General features: G+C 43.1%; 11 protein-coding genes. 7 read left to right on the top strand and 4 right to left on the bottom strand.

Annotated features, from left to right (window positions below; all coding sequences use genetic code 11):
• Window positions 1–50 precede the first annotated feature (50 nt).
• Window positions 51–3422, bottom strand: coding sequence for a DUF4430 domain-containing protein (locus tag L6E24_RS00130; protein ID WP_257742716.1), 3372 nt, complete (start codon window positions 3420–3422; stop codon window positions 51–53).
• 237 nt (window positions 3423–3659) lie between these two features.
• Between L6E24_RS00130 and L6E24_RS00125 the strand changes: the two genes are divergently transcribed.
• Complete coding sequence (locus L6E24_RS00125) at window positions 3660–6536, top strand: M1 family metallopeptidase (protein WP_257742715.1); 2877 nt, start codon at window positions 3660–3662, stop codon at window positions 6534–6536.
• Window positions 6537–6655: 119 nt separating this feature from the next.
• Here the strand turns inward: L6E24_RS00125 and L6E24_RS00120 are convergent, their stop codons facing one another.
• The 3 genes from L6E24_RS00120 to L6E24_RS00110 form a co-directional block, all read right to left on the bottom strand.
• Window positions 6656–6910 (bottom strand): DUF8150 family protein, encoded by a 255-nt coding sequence (locus L6E24_RS00120; protein WP_257742714.1) that lies wholly within the window; start codon window positions 6908–6910, stop codon window positions 6656–6658.
• Window positions 6894–7496, bottom strand: coding sequence for a hypothetical protein (locus tag L6E24_RS00115; RefSeq protein WP_257742713.1), 603 nt, complete (start codon window positions 7494–7496; stop codon window positions 6894–6896). Before L6E24_RS00115 ends, L6E24_RS00120 begins: the two co-directional genes overlap by 17 nt.
• A 478-nt stretch (window positions 7497–7974) precedes the next feature.
• Window positions 7975–9501, bottom strand: a complete 1527-nt coding sequence (locus L6E24_RS00110) for a glutamine synthetase family protein (protein WP_257742712.1) — start codon at window positions 9499–9501, stop codon at window positions 7975–7977.
• A gap of 264 nt (window positions 9502–9765) precedes the next feature.
• Here L6E24_RS00110 and tsaA point away from each other — a divergent pair, with 264 nt between their 5' ends.
• The 6 genes from tsaA (at window position 9766) to L6E24_RS00080 (ending at window position 16616) form a co-directional block, all read left to right on the top strand.
• Window positions 9766–10344, top strand: a complete 579-nt coding sequence (gene tsaA, locus L6E24_RS00105; protein ID WP_257742711.1) for a tRNA (N6-threonylcarbamoyladenosine(37)-N6)-methyltransferase TrmO — start codon at window positions 9766–9768, stop codon at window positions 10342–10344.
• Window positions 10345–10491: 147 nt separating this feature from the next.
• The gene (locus L6E24_RS00100; protein WP_257742710.1) at window positions 10492–11058 is read left to right on the top strand and encodes a hypothetical protein; all 567 of its coding nucleotides are present in this window, start codon (window positions 10492–10494) and stop codon (window positions 11056–11058) included.
• A 112-nt stretch (window positions 11059–11170) separates the two neighbouring features.
• Entirely contained in the window at window positions 11171–12235 is a 1065-nt protein-coding gene (locus L6E24_RS00095) for a DMT family transporter (protein WP_257742709.1), read from the top strand.
• A 165-nt stretch (window positions 12236–12400) separates the two neighbouring features.
• Window positions 12401–14155 (top strand): bifunctional metallophosphatase/5'-nucleotidase, encoded by a 1755-nt coding sequence (locus L6E24_RS00090; protein ID WP_257742708.1) that lies wholly within the window; start codon window positions 12401–12403, stop codon window positions 14153–14155.
• A gap of 421 nt (window positions 14156–14576) precedes the next feature.
• A complete protein-coding gene (locus L6E24_RS00085) occupies window positions 14577–15494 on the top strand; it encodes an ABC transporter ATP-binding protein (protein WP_257742707.1) in 918 nt (305 codons plus the stop codon).
• A 3-nt stretch (window positions 15495–15497) separates the two neighbouring features.
• A complete protein-coding gene (locus tag L6E24_RS00080) occupies window positions 15498–16616 on the top strand; it encodes an ABC transporter permease (protein WP_257742706.1) in 1119 nt (372 codons plus the stop codon).
• The last annotated feature ends 69 nt before the right edge of the window (window positions 16617–16685 follow it).

The raw sequence follows: 16685 nt of genomic DNA, 5'->3' as shown, positions 1-16685 counted from the left end.
AAAATTTAATTCCGGGTGAAAAAAATAGTTTCAGATAGATTTAGAGTAGGTCAGAGATAACCGGTTTTTCCGATGAAGAACCACGCTATTGCAGCAGCATCTCCAACATCAATTCTTCCGTTCTCATTGAAGTCAGCTTCCATATCCACAGGAGTCTTATCTGCAACCATATAGGCAACCCTTGAGACATCGCCTATATCAACAAAGCCGTTTCCGTTGAAGTCACCTTTAACTCTCTCAATACGGAAAATTCCGTCTTCGCACGGCAGAGTGTGATTAATAAATGACTTGTCACTGTACTGTGTGCCGGTGCCAAGGAGGATGGTCTCCTGGTGAAGGCCTTTCTTTGAACGGAACTTAACATCAAAAACCGGTGCAGGTGCATCTGTGGTCATACCGTCCGTGTTTGTTAGTGCAACCTCCGCATAACCTTCTGTAAGGTTCAGATATATTGCAGAACCTGAGAATACTGATGAATTTGCAGTTACATTCAGGATATCAATCACATCAGGATTCCATGTAAGGAATGTGCTCAGTCCGGAAGCATCTGTGATATTTGCAACAGAAATCTGCGTTGTGTATGGTGTGTCCTCCATCAGGCCTTTTGAAGGAATAAGCATTGCCATGCTGCTGTATTCTTCAATGTTTACCGTGATGTTTACGATGTTTGTAAAACTTGTCGGTGACGGGAAGATACCCTCTGTCCAGCTGGAATAGCCATAGCAGAACTGTAAAAGATCTCCGTCATTAAGGATATTGCCGGAAAGACCACTTTCAGTTGCATTACCGTTTATGTAAACTGACCAGTAGTACGACCAGTCAGCAGCATTATTGATCCCATCAATTCCGGCAAGCCAGAATGTACCATGCTCAGGATAATCGGAATCGTCAGTGTAGAAGTCAAATCCACCTTTCTCTGACGCTTTTAGCAGTGCTGCAAGGTCGGATGTTGCATTGACGTCATATTCGGCAGTCAGATTGGTTGTTGGTGAGTATTTGAAGTCCGGACCTTCGGTCAGACTTACTTCACCCTCCCAGTTAAAGTCACTCTTAACATCAACGGTGATGTTTACGATGTTTGTAAAACTTGTCGGTGACGGGAAGATACCCTCTGTCCAGCTGGAATAGCCATAGCAGAACTGTAAAAGGTCACCGTCATTAAGGATATTGCCGGAAAGACCACTTTCAGTTGCATTACCGTTTATGTAAACTGACCAGTAGTATGACCAGTCAGCAGCATTATTGATCCCATCAATTCCGGCAAGCCAGAATGTACCATGCTCAGGATAATCGGAATCGTCAGTGTAGAAGTCAAATACACCTATCTCTGACGCTTTTAGCAGTGCTGCAAGGTCGGATGTTGCATTGACGTCATATTCGGCAGTCAGATTGGTTGTTGGTGAGTATTTGAAGTCCGGACCTTCGGTCAGACTTACTTCACCCTCCCAGTTAAAGTCACTTTCAACATCAACGGTGATGTTTACGATGTTTGTAAAGCTTGTCGGTGACGGGAAGATACCCTCTGTCCAGCTGGAATAGCCATAGCAGAACTGTAAATGGTCACCGTCATTAAGGATATTGCCGGAAAGACCACTTTCAGTTGCATTACCGTTTATGTAAACTGACCAGTAGTACGACCAGTCAGCAGCATTATTGATCCCATCAATTCCGGCAAGCCAGAATGTACCATGCTCAGGATAATTGGAATCGTCAGTGTAGAAGTCAAATCCACCTTTCTCTGACGCTTTTAGCAGTGCTGCAAGGTCGGATGTTGCATTGACGTCATATTCGGCAGTCAGATTGGTTGTAGGCGAGTATTTGAAGTCCGGACCTTCGGTCAGACTTACTTCACCCTCCCAGTTAAAGTCACTCTTAACATCAACGGTGATGTTTACGATGTTTGTAAAACTTGTCGGTGACGGGAAAATACCCTCTGTCCAGCTGGAATAGCCATAGCAGAACTGTAAAAGATCTCCGTCATTAAGGATATTGCCGGAAAGACCACTTTCAGTTGCATTACCGTTTATGTAAACTGACCAGTAGTACGACCAGTCAGCAGCATTATTGATCCCATCAATTCCGGTAAGCCAGAATGTACCATGCTCAGGATAATCGGAATCGTCAGTGTAGAAGTCAAATCCACCTTTCTCTGACGCTTTTAGCAGTGCTGCAAGGTCGGATGTTGCATTGATGTCATATTCGGCAGTCAGATTGGTTGTTGGTGAGTATTTGAAGTCCGGACCTTCGGTCAGACTTACTTCACCCTCCCAGTTAAAGTCACTCTTAACATCAACGGTGATGTTTACGATGTTTGTAAAACTTGTCGGTGACGGGAAAATACCCTCTGTCCAGCTGGAATAGCCATAGCAGAACTGTAAAAGATCTCCGTCATTAAGGATATTGCCGGAAAGACCACTTTCAGTTGCATTGCCGTTTATGTAAACTGACCAGTAGTACGACCAGTCAGCAGCATTATTGATCCCATCAATTCCGGCAAGCCAGAATGTACCATGCTCAGGATAATCGGAATCGTCAGTGTAGAAGTCAAATCCACCTTTCTCTGACGCTTTTAGCAGTGCTGCAAGGTCGGATGTTGCATTGATGTCATATTCGGCAGTCAGATTGGTTGTTGGTGAGTATTTGAAGTCCGGACCTTCTGTCAGACTTACTTCACCCTCCCAGTTAAAGTCACTCTTAACATCAACGGTGATGTTTACGATGTTTGTAAAACTTGTCGGTGACGGGAAAATACCCTCTGTCCAGCTGGAATAGCCATAGCAGAACTGTAAAAGATCTCCGTCATTAAGGATATTGCTGGAAAGACCACTTTCAGTTGCATTACCGTTTATGTAAACTGACCAGTAGTACGACCAGTCAGCAGCATTATTGATCCCATCAATTCCGGTAAGCCAGAATGTACCATGCTCAGGATAATCGGAATCGTCAGTGTAGAAGTCAAATCCACCTTTCTCTGACGCTTTTAGCAGTGCTGCAAGGTCGGATGTTGCATTGATGTCATATTCGGCAGTCAGATTGGTTGTTGGTGAGTATTTGAAGTCCGGACCTTCGGTCAGACTTACTTCACCCTCCCAGTTAAAGTCACTTTCCTCAATGACAATTTTTGTTGTTTCAGACACAAATTCTGACATCAGAGACGATCCTTCTTCAGATTCTTCATCTGTGGCTGAATCATCTCCAATTGGAATGAGATTTACTTCGTCCGTAACTGCCGGATTTTTCTCAGTTATATTCTCAATCGTTTCTTCAGACACTTCATATATATCTGTAACCGGCACCACTTCCGGAGTCGATTCAACGATACTGTCTGTTCCGTTCGCAGTGCCAGCCCCGGCAGAAACGAATGTTACAAGGCAGAAGGCCAATAGCAGCCCAGATAAAAGCTTTAAAATTTTAAGATCCATACTTCACCATTTTTTAGTAATTAAGTATATTCTTTTTGAATTAATTAGATAAATATTTACTTATTACAAATTGATTTAACAAAATAGGATTCATAACCAAAGCAAATTCCGGATATAAAAAAATGACCTGCCCCTGATATGAGAATTAAGTAATGAAAAAATAATGAAAATAACTTCCCACCCCGACAAAACGCCCTTTGTAAACTATATCTGATATAAGGACACATTATAGAAAATATGACCCAAAATAAACCGGGAACTAATCCGGAAAATAAGCTTTTCAAATATTATCCAAAAGATTTCAGTGAACCTGTGGTCAATGTCATTCACATGGACCTTGAATTTGACATCTATGACGACCATACCATAACAGATTCACACCTTCACCTGGAATCACCCAAAAATCCGGTGAAGAACTTAACCCTAAATGCAAAAAATCTCGAAATTCAGCTTGTCGAATGCTCCGGACATGAACTGACATATGAGTATGACACTGAAAATAACCTGTTAAATATCTCATTTGAGGATGAAATTCCGGCAGGAACAGAATTTACAGTCCAGACCAGAACAGTCTGCCGGCCAACCGCAAACATCCTTGAAGGCCTCTATTACGATGTAACCCCAAACGGTGCACCGCCACAGCAGATAACCCAGTGCCAGCAGTGGGGATTTCAGAGAATTGTCCCCTGCATTGATGAGATGACTGCAAAATGCACATACACAACAAAAATAAAAGCCGACGGGAGATACACAAACCTCATCAGCAACGGGGATATATCCGTTCCCCGGCATGACATCGGCAACGGGCGTGTATCAATCACCTATTCCAACGAAATTACGCCCATGGCGCCATATCTCTTCTTCCTGGGTGCCGGCACATATGACACATTCACCCGTGAATCTGAATATCCGGACGGCAAAATATTCAGCCTTGAACTTCTGGTACCTCCGGGCAGCAGCAGATCTGAGGCAGAAAGTGCCCTTGAGATCCTTGCAGACGGGATTATGTGGATGTACCTCTTTACAGGGCCGGAGCAGTACCATAATACCGGGACCCGCCAGAGAATGCATGAACTTGCAAAAGAGAGAGACAGGCTGAAATTTTCAGCCGGAAATCCGGATGAGATTAACCGGATAAGAACTGAACTTGCAGAACTTTCCGGAACAATTCATCCGGGATACCAGTATACCGGCACAGTGTACCGTGAGATAGGCATGCAAAACTCAGATTTCGGCGGCATGGAGAATGTAGGAAATACGACCATTACCACAAACCGGATAATGCCCTTCTCACAGATTACAGATCCGGCATATGAATACCTGACCCGTGTTAAGGTGCATGAATTCTATCACAACTTAAACGGTTCAGAGGTTACAGGACAGAGTCCCTTTGAGATCTGGTTAAATGAAGCCGTAACAGTATTTGTTGAGGATCAGTATCATGCCTTTAAATTCGGTGAAGAGTATGCCCGCCTTCAGACTGTGATTGATCTATTGGCCCCCGGAAACGGGACCATGGCATATGACCGGGGCACAGGTTCAATTCCAATTGAGCCTGACGGATTCAATGACCCAAATGACCTGATAACCGGAGTTACATACGTAAAATCACCGGAATTTGTCAGGATGATTGAGACACTTATGGGAAAAGAGACCTTTGCCCGTGCCCTTGACCGCTACCATACAGAGTACAGCCACGGCAATGCAACCGGAAAAGAGTGGCTCAAGGTTATGGAAGATGAGTCGAGCCTTGACTTTTCGGTTATGGCAGAACAGTGGCTTAAGCAGACCGGATATCCGGAGATAAAGGTCTCTTCGGATTACAGCCCGGAAGAACGACAACTTTTAGTTAAAATAGATCAGTCGGGGCAGAAAGAAAAGGATATATGGGAGTTTCCGTTCTCCATTACTCCGGTGGGCAGAGACAGCAGAGACCTTACCAATATCACATCATGGGTAAAGGGCCGGGCGGAAGAAATAATCATTAATGATATTGATGAGCCGGAGTTTGTATCCTACAGCAGGGGCTACGGTGTGTACGGCAAAGTTTTCACCGATACCACGCCTGAAAAACTGATATTGCAGGCTAAAAATGACAGTGATGTAACAAATCGATTCATTGCATTTTACAGACTTTTAGACCTTGAAAAGATGAATGCCATAAAAGATCCGGCCCATGAGATCTCAGCAGGGATTACAGATCTGTATATGGAATTACTGAGGGATGAAAATCTCATCCAAAAGACCGGCGGACTTTTACTGACAATCTTTGAATCTGTAGATGACGAATCATATGCCCACAATTACAGGCTGATGTATGATATAAAGCAGAAGATCTGCGGTGCTGTTGCGTCCCGGAATTATGATGAGCTTGTGGGGATTTATGATAAATACAGTTCACAGATCTCTGCTCAGACCTCCGGGAGTTCTGATCCGGACAGCATGATTGCCGGTATAAAGCCAAGGCAGGTTAAAAATGTGGTTCTGACCCTGCTTTCATCCCTCGATCTGCCAAAAGTTCGTGATCTGGCAAAGGAGCAGTTTGAAAGTTCCACAAATGCCTCTGATAAACTGACGGCATTTGCATGTTACTTAAACAGCAGTGCAGAAGACAGAATTGAAATTATGGAGAAATTCAGGGCAGATTCTATGTCACACCCGGTCAGCCGGGAAGCATTTTATGCCGCTGTTGCCGGGTGCAGCAGTGATGACACTGTAAAACTTGTCAGAATTCTTATGAATTCTCCGGATTTCAACATAGAACAGGCAAACGACCAGAGGGCTTTATTCGGCAGGTTTGCTCACAATAAAAAGATCTCACTTGAGACAGATTCCGGCAGGAAACTCCTGTCTGAAATTCTGAAAGCTCTGATTCCGGTGAACGAATACAGCAGTGTAAATATCCTCTCAGTATTCGGCAACCTTGACAGGATGGCTGAAGAGTATCAAAAACCCTGCGTCACCCTGCTACTGAATGCCTTAAAGTCTGCGGATAAAGATACCACTCCGGCGGTGTACAACACCATCCGGAGAATTCTTATAAAATCTCCGGTTGCTGTTAAGAGTTATGAAAAATCAGGAGGAGCTATACCGGTGTGGCTTGAAAAGAGATGACGAACAAACCTGATTTCAGTTATTTCTCAGAGTACCATTGTAATTCTCCGGCTGATTAACTATCAGAAATCCTGATAATTCCGAAAAATACACTGTATAATAACTGACACTATTATCACTTATTTTATCCTCAGTTTCTTTTGGGAGAGCTGCCTTATTTTCGTATCTCTTTTTGCAGAACTTTTAGCTTTCATTTTGAGATATTCTTCAGGAGAAAGAGCATAATTTGCGGCATTTTTCATGAATGAATTGAGTATTACAGCCTGTTGACTGCTCCAGACATCATTTGGAACACTCCTGACCCACTCTGCATATTTTCTGATAAAGTCAAGCCTCTCTTTTCTGTTATCTTCCCTGTCAAATTTCAATTCCATAAATTTCACCATCAATATCAAAAGAACTAAGAAAAGAATCCAGCAGAGGCAGATCTATTATATCCTTAAAAATTCTCCATAAATACTGTGCATCCTCTATATCTTTTTCACTTCCCAGATAGAATTTATACGGAATCTGAAGTTCCACCGGTGAAATAAAAAAAGAAATATCTCCAAAAGAAGCTGTCACTTTTTCAGAAACTGCATAATCATCATAGTCATCCTTTTGAAACTTAATTTCAATATTTGGGATAACCATATTCACGGCTGCGACTCTTACAGCAAGACCACTGCAAAGCATTGAGTATAACTCATTAATATTGTCTGAATTCAGAAAATAATAATTTTCTTCAGATAATTCATGAAATAAAGATGAAAATTTATCATACGGCATATACTGAATGAGAAAATCAACATCTTCTGTACCTCGTGCTCTTCCAAAAAGAATTGCCACGTAGCCGCTTACAATCACATATTCAGTATATCTGCTGATTATTTCTGCTATATCGGCAACAAAATTATCAAGTTCTGTAATGACTTTCCCACTGACAATTATGCTCTTATCAGACTTCTTTACAATCTGCATTCAACCCGGATAAATATGTTAACCTCCCGGTATTTTAATTATTTGGACAGAGTGCTTAACCTACAGACATTATAGTGTCAAGTCAGTTTTGTCAAATTTCCAGAAGTGATCAGAATAATAAAGCAAATTTGCAATTTACAATGGACAATACGAGGAGAAAATCAAAATGCCCTCAACCGGCAATTGAGGTATGACTAAACAATAGTATAATACAAAAATTTCCGGAAAGTTTGCTTGATATTATGTAGTGTGATTAGAGTGCATATCCCGTAATGCTCTCAGTTTCACTCCGGGCATTCTTAAAACGCTTAGGTTCTGCACTATAAACAAAGACAGAACTTACGTGCAGAAAACCGGGTAATTTTCAGCCGGTCTTAAAAACGGATTTTCAAAAGAGAACCGGACATTTACATGAGGACAACATTAGTTAATAAAAAGGAAGATGTCAGAAAAAAATGATTTTGGGTTTTATATTGAATTATGCAATGTGGATATATTTTGCAACGAGTTCTGCGATAGCTTCATCGTTACCGTAGAGTTTCTCCGAGAGACCCTTGTCTTTGTATGCCTTGAGCATCTCGATTCTTGCGTCAATCATGTTTGCCGGGAAGATGTCGTTCTCCTCGAATACTGCACGCTTTGCATCAAGAACATCAGCTGATTCCTCACAGGAAACAGGGAGCTGCTTGAGCTGTGCAAGGCGGTCTGCGTTTTCAGGTGCGAAGATGTTTACATTGACGTAGAGATCCTCCGCTCTCTCAAGTCCGTCTGCCATGTTAAGTCCGTGGAGTGATCCAACGATAAGACTTGCAACAAGGAGGTATGGGTCAGCTGATCCGTCACCGACACGGTATTCAAAGGTCTGCTTTGATGGTCTGTCCAGTGAAATTGTAGCGTCACCAGGGTTTGCATCGAGAGTCATGCTGGTTAAGCCGTTCCATCCGAGCGGGACACGGATAACAACTGAGCGGTTGCGGTCTCCCCAGCAGATGTTTGTTGGCGCTTCCTGGTGTGGAACTAAACGGAGGTATGATGTAGGAACTGTGTTTCCAAATGCTGTAATTGCATCACCGATGTCAAGAACACCTGCAATCATCTTCTTTGCTGTTGTGCTCAGTACACCGTTCTCAACAAGCATGTTCTTGCCGTCCTTCTCTGCAAGCATGTGAATGTGAAGACCTGAACCTGCCTTTCCGACTGTGATCTTAGGAGCAAAGCTGATCTCAACACCGTATCTGTATCCGAGCATTCTGACCATCCACTTTGCGATGATGAGTGACTCAACTGCCTGCTCTGCCGGCATTGGAAGGAACTCAATCTCGTGCTGTTCGTTGTATGCTTCGCCCTGGGTAAAGCATCCTACTTCAGAGTGGCCGTACTTGATCTTTCCACCTGCCTGTGCAATGAGCTTCATTGCTTCAACACGGAGTTCTTCGTATTTTACAAACGGCTCAACTGAGTGGTATCCCTTCTGGTCAACAGGCGGGAATGTATCTTCCTTGTCGCCGATTACGTAGTACTCAAGTTCTGCGAGGCACTTGAAGGTTGCACCTGTCTGCTTTGTGAATTCAGCGTCTGCCTTCTTAAGGATTGTTTCTGCTGAGGTTGCCAGTGGCTTTCCTTCATTGTCATAGTATGAACAGAGAATCTCAAGTGTCGGGATTTCTGTGAATGGATTTACAAAAGCTGTCCTGTAGCGTGGGATTACATACAGATCACTGCTCTCTGCTCCAACGAATGAGAAGAGACTGCTTCCGTCAACCCTCTCTCCGTCTGTGAGAATTGTGTTGAGGTATTCCTTTGATGAGATAACAAAGTTCAGCATCTTGAGCTGACCGTCTCCGCCTTCATAGCGGAAGTTTACCATCTCAATACCTTTTGCCTCACAGAAGGCAACGATATCGTCTTTTGTAAATTCTGAAGGTGATTTCTTCAGAAACTGAACGAGTTCGTTCGGGTTCATTGCAACGTCATTGATTGTCATGTTCCAATAAAGGTTAGTCATAATCTATATAAGAATAATCGTAATTGAAAGCGGCAAATACGGACAAATATAGATAACTATATTAACTATAGAAAGAAGAGCGCATCCACCCACAGAGAAGGAAACAATATACATCAATGAACCCAACCATAAGCATCAGGACAGGTATTTTTTCAGGATCAAAGCAGGTCTGATTCTGATATCACCTCAGTTATTCCTAAAGGTCACATAGTGCACTATAATATCAGCATATTTTAATTGCCTGAAATAAAAATATAGATTAATATGGCTGAAAAAAAGAGAAACACACCTGCTTATGCAGATGATTCTGAAGTTGATAATTTTGAGGATATTGTTATCCGGCCGATTGGTATTGTGAAAAACAATGTATCAAAGCCCCCGCTTATTGCAGGAAAAGACGGCCTTAAAATAAACGGTGAGTATGAAGAGACGATGGAGAAGTTTCACTCTGTCAGGGAGGACATATCTGAAATTATACTCAAGGAAGAGTATGCAGGACTGTTAGAAGATATTGAACAATATTCACATATTCTAATTATATACTGGGGGCATGAGGTAACAGAGGACGGCCGCCGCCTTAAGAAAGTCCACCCCATGGGCGTTGAAACCAATCCACTCACCGGACTGTTCTGTACATGCAGCCCGGCAAGACCTAACCCTGTCCTGACAAAGGTCGTCCGCCTCCTGGAAGTAAGCGGAAATGTCCTTAAAGTATCAGGACTTGATGCCATTGACAAAAGCCCTGTTATTGATATTAAGCCATATGTAATTGAGTTTTATCCCAGGGACGATGTCAAAATTCCGGACTGGATGCAGGTGATTGTTGAAAATTACGAAGAGTGACAACAGATACAATATAATTTCTGATTGTAACAATTACTGCAAAAATCCCGGATGACAGATAAAATTATATTTTAATCCGGAAAATTTACTTTTTTCAACCATGATATAAATAAAAAATTTTATCTGCAATTATAACAACAGACATATATGGATGATTCAGGGGTTTCGGGAAATATCGGGAGTATTCTTATGATATTTCTTCTGATGGCAGTTGCCGGCGTGGTTTCGGCGTATATAATAAATATCCCCGGAAGCAGTGCAATTTCCGGGTATAAACCACAGTACGCAATGATGAATGCAGAAGTAGTTCCGGGTCTTTCAGGGGAGGACAAATGGAATGCAGATGCAATAAAAATTGAGTTCATTGCCGGGAATGAACTTGACCTTCAGTATGAAGAGGGGGTTTATGCCGGGACAGAGGGGATTAAATTCATGCTCTTTGACCCAAATGGCAACTGCCATGAGGCAATGCAGTCAATAACGATGAAAGGCCAGAAGATAAATCCGGGTGCTGTATATTATTATTTTACTGTATCCACGAATATAAACGGCCAGTATTACATCACCAATGATTATGCAAGAATCGGGGACGACAGCAACTGGGGGGGCGGATGGTCATACCTTAAGCCCTTTAAGGAGAGCAACTGGCGGGTTGTTATTAAAGATAACAGACTTGGATCAATTATAGCTGATGAAGAAGTGATTGTGAACTGAAATATAATTGTAATATCCACCCATTTTTAGCAAATTAAAAATCTATATCCTAAAACCGTGACTATATGTAAGCACCCTTATGATGAGCCGGAAATTAATCCCCGTATTATGTGTGCTTACAGCCGGAGCACTCTTCGCAGCCGGAACTCCGCTTGCTAAACTTCTTCTAAACGACATAGGGCCTTTAACCCTTGCATCTGTGCTTTATCTCGGCAGTGCAACCGGGCTTTCCTTATGCTTCATCATTTCAAAAATATTTCTGAAACAGAAGAAAAGAGAGAGCAGAAATGTGAGTGAAGCCCCGCTTAAAAGAGAAGATCTCCCCTGGCTTGCAGGCTCAGTCTTCTTCGGCTCAATTCTCTCAACATTAATCCTGATGGTAAGCCTCCAGTACACTCCGGCAGTGACTGCATCAATGCTCCTCTGTTTTGAAGCCGTTGCGGCAACGACAATAGCAGCAACGATATTTCACGAACCTGTCGGCAGAAGGGTATGGGCTGCACTCGGCCTTATCACCCTCGCCTGCCTCGGCCTGACATATTCTCCCGGAAGTGAATTCGGGTTCTCGCTCGGTGCAGTCGGTGTCATTCTGACCTGTGTCTGCTGGGGAATAGACTGCAATCTGGGCAGAAAAATTTCATCCAAAGATCCTGTATTAATTGTCCTTGCAAAGGGATGGGGTGCAGGAGTGGTCCTCTTTATAATCGCAAAAATTTACGGCGGGGAATTTCCACCCTTTGAGATTATGATTCCGGCAATGATAGTCGGATTCCTCTCATTCGGCGGCCTTATGGTGACACTGTACTTCTATGGTCTCCGTGGACTTGGAGCAGCCCGTGCAAGTTCAATATTCGGTATGAACCCGGCATTTGGAGTGATAATATCCTTCCTGATATTCCGGGATATGCCAAATTCAATGTTCTTCCTGGTTCTGCCGTTAATGGCAGTGGGTCTGTACCTACTTGCAACCGAGAACCATTCACATATGCACACCCATCCGGCTGAGACTCATGAGCACCGGCATTGCCATGACGACCTTCATCATTACCACGATCATCTCCCGACAGATCCTCCGGTAGACAAAAACGGCTACCACTCACATATCCACACCCATGAGGAATTCTCACATGAGCATCCCCACAGACCTGATATTCACCACCGGCACAGGCATGAGTGAACCTATAAATCCTCACATTACAGATTATTATTACATCACCTGAATGTTATTCTGCTGCAGACGGGAATCTGCCAAAATACAGGGGAATCAGGAATAAGTCATAAAACCCGGATAATACAAAATATCCGGGAGATTTATAGAAAAACAAATAAATGGGAATTAATTATGAGAAGAATATCAGAGAATAAACTCTTTGCCGGAATTATCATTCTGGCCGTAATATTTACAGTCATACTTTTTGCATTTGCTCTGCCAAAAAATCCGGTTTACGACCCGGCAGCCAATGAGACCCCGCCTGAAGAATATGCCACGGATATCCAGATGCCATCCGAAGAATTACCTGGTTTTAAGAATATCAGAATTATTGCAACTCCTGATATACACAGCCACATATTCCCGATGAGCGATAACGATACAGGGACACGGATAGGGAGAATCGGAGCACTTGCAGATTCCTTAGGGGAAGAAGATGAGGATACGTTATATCTCTTTGCAGGCGATCTCGGAGAGGGCAGTTTTTATCATATGTATTCCGGAATTCCGGAAGTGAAATCATACTCCATGGCAGGCGTTGACGCTGCTGTTCCCGGAAACCATGCCTTCGACTTCTCCACCGGAAATTTTAAACAGTGGGTCACAAATGCTTCATATCCGGTAATCTGCACAAACCTCGATTTCACTGATCCGGAACTGAACTCATCCATAGAGGATTACACCATCCTTGAGGCAGACGGTCTGAAGGTCGGTGTATTTGGGATTATTACTCCGCAGCTTGACAGAATCGTAAACCTTGATGATGATGTCATTCTGTACAGGAATACCACAGAGAAGGGCAACTCAGCAGTCAGATCACTAAAAGACGAATGTGTGGATATAATTATTGCCCTCACACATCAGGAGAGAGATGAAGACCTCTCATTTGCAGAGTCTGTACCCGGAATTGATCTTATCATAGGCGGGCATGACCATCTTGTCTGGAACGAGACAGTAACTTCTGCCAGCGGAAAAGATACTCTGATTGTCCATTCCGGAAAATATGGTGAGGAGATGGATACTGTGGATCTGACAGTTGAGGACAGGGATGTCACTTTCAGTTCAATAGGACGCTACCAGATTACAGAAGATCTGCCGGACGATGATGCCATCACCTCTTATGTAATGCCATATTATGAAAACTACAATGAAAGTCTCTCTAAACCTATAGGATACACAACCGTCCCTCTTGACTTACGCCAATCCACCCTTAGAACCGGTGAGGCAAATTCCGGAGATCTCGTTGTTGATTCTATCCGGAAAAATGTGCCCGGTGTTGATGTTGCAATGATAAATTCAGGGTCAATACGGGGCGACTGTATCGTCCCTGCCGGTGAGATAACATATCTTACTGTCAGCAAAATTCTGCCATATGAAAATATCATCGTCAAAATTGAGATGACAGGTGAGGAGATTAAGGAGACACTTGAACGCTCAGCATCTGCAATAATTATTGACGGCGATAACTGTCCGGGTGAGGACAGAGCACCATCCGGAGGATTTTTGCAGGTTTCGGGAATCAGGTTTGATATTAACACAAAGGCAGATCCTTTCTGTATTGATTATGACAGCAGTTTATCTTCCGGCAGTCAGGATTCTGATTCAGCATCAGACTCAGGCATCATTAAGTGTGCAGGCATGCGGATAGAAAACCTGTCAGTTGTGACAGAATCAGGCACTGTGCCCCTTGAACCTTCTAAAACCTACACTGTTGCTGTAAATGACTACATCTCCGGCGGAGGGGACGGCTATACCAATCTTGAAGCGATTGCTGACAGCCGGAAATTCAATACTGAGATAAATCTTGAAAATCTTCTTGTGGATGATATTTCAGAAAATTCACCGATTTCGCCGGGAACTGACGGAAGGATCACTGTCCTGAAGTGATATTCTTCCGGACATATACAAATTTTTCCGGGAATCAAAAACCCTGTAATACCCGGATAAGAGAGAATTATCACAGAGCTGAACTGCCGGAAATCAGGCAGAAACAATACACCCACAAAGAGTCATTTTTTCATATATATCCTGCGGTCCGGGGAAGAAAAGTTCCCGGCATATAACCACCGATAACTACGAAAAAACCTGAAGTGATCATTGGATATATATTATTGAACACACCATATAATTACGATTATTGGATTTCCGGATTTATATCAGATATTTCTACTGCCCAAAATGGATATAAATGATCTTTTCATCCGGAAAAATTAAAAATCCGAATAATTCAAGAATCGGATAAGTGATAAAGCTGAACATTTATCTGAAAAAACGGGGGTATTCCTCCTGAATCACAGGATATGATACATTGATCGAATTTAAAAATCTCACCAAAACCTACAACGGTATAAATGCCGTTGACAATCTCTCCCTGACAATTGAAAACGGGGAAATATTCGGACTGTTAGGCCCTAACGGTGCCGGAAAGAGTACTACAATATTAATGCTCTGCGGGCTGATTCAGCCGACATCCGGGGAGTGCTTAATTGACGGGGTCGAGGTCTCAAAAAACCCGGTAGAGGTCAAGAGAAATATCGGGTATATGCCCGAAGATGTCGGATTTTATCCAAATCTGACAGCAATGCAGAACCTTACCTTTTTTGCAAAACTGTACGATATGAAACCAGACCTCCGGGAGAAAAAAATCCCTGAACTTCTTGAACTCGTTGGCCTTTCAGGAGTTGAAAAACTTGTCGGCGGATATTCAAAGGGAATGAGGCAGAGGCTTGGAATTGCCAAAGCTCTCATAAACGACCCGTCTGTAGTAATACTTGACGAACCAACCGCAAACCTTGACCCGCAGGGTGTCTCAGACTACAGAAAGATAATCAGACAGATCTCGGACTCAGAAAAGACAGTGCTTGTATCATCCCATATTTTATCAGAGGTGAGCAAAGTCTGCTCTGATGTCGGCATCATGCAGGAGGGAAAACTTGTCCATCGCGGTTCATGGCAGGAGTTATCAGGCAGCCTGAACATCTGTGGTCTTGAGAGCATTATAATCAATCTCGAAGCAGAGACTGAAATTCCGGAGCTAAACATTCCTGAAATTACCGGCACAGAAATATCAGCAGATGGAAAAAAAGCTGTCATTACTGCCTCATCAGATGTCCGCTCCGAAATTTCACGGATTTTAAACCGGAGCAATGTGCTCATTAAAGAACTCTGCATTGATCAGACCACACTTGAGGATGCAGTCCTCTCATACTATAACCCGGAGGCCTGAAAATTGAAATCAAAAGGACTTTTTGTAATCTCTGAAAAGGAGTTTCAGGACCATATATACAGCAGGAAATTCCTGCTTTTTCTTGGAATAATCCTTGCCGTAACCATCATCGGCATGGCATCAGGTTCAATACAGTATAATGAACAGATTGAACAGTATAACGAGAATCAGGCTGAGATCGGAGATGAGATCAGCTGGGGCATGTTTAAGCCGTCTGTAATGACCATCTTCTCCGGAGTCGGAACACTTCTGGCATCTCTTGGTGCAATTCTTGGTATTGCAATGGGTTTTGACCTGATAACAAAGGAGAAGGAGAGCAAATCGCTCAAGATTCTTCTCTCGCACCCGATATTCCGTGACGAAGTCATAAACGGTAAGGCAATCGGCGGAATTATCGCCCTTGTTGCCGCACTTGCGGTCACATTTTTAATTGCCTTTGCGACAATGCTCATCTTCTCGATCGTTCCGTCAGGCAGTGAGATTCTGCTTCTGGTTCTCTTCGGGTTTGCTGCATTCCTGATGATATTCTCATACTTTGCAATATCACTCTTTATGTCCACCGTTTCAAAGGACAGCGGCAGTTCGCTTGTATATACCCTGATAATCTTTGTATTCCTCTCAAGCCTTCTGCCGGTCTTTGTCTGGGGACCAACCATGGATCTCATCACCGGACCTCCGCCTGAATTTCCGGAAGAGGCAATGATGGAGGTCAGAGAAGTCGCATATGATTCAGTTGTTGTCTCATCGTCATCAGACGGAGAAAAAGTTACTGAAGTCTCTGCTTATAAAGATCCCTATGAGGATAATGAAGTATTCCAGCAGTACCAGGAGGATATGCGGAATTACTGGGACAAGCGCCAGATGATATCAGACTTTATCAACCTGCTCTCACCAACGAACAACTTCCAGTATATTACAGGCTATCTTACATACCCGCAGGCATTTTCCCAGAAAGAGATGTACTATTCCGGAATTATGCCGGGAGAGATGAAAGAGCCTGAAGAACCCGGATTCATGGACATTATAGGCGGGATCTGGATTAACCTTTTATCCCTGATTGTAATTCCGGTGGCGTTCTTCTCAGCAGCATATATTAAATTCATGAGGCTTGATGTGAGATGATTATGTTAAAAAACAAATTTCTGAGGATATTTAAACTATCCATAATATTTCTGCTGGTATCATCGGTAT

Origin of the sequence: Methanoplanus endosymbiosus (assembly GCF_024662215.1) — an archaeon.
Taxonomy (GTDB): Archaea; Halobacteriota; Methanomicrobia; order Methanomicrobiales; family Methanomicrobiaceae; genus Methanoplanus; species Methanoplanus endosymbiosus.
This window is presented reverse-complemented; position numbering and strand designations above follow the sequence as displayed.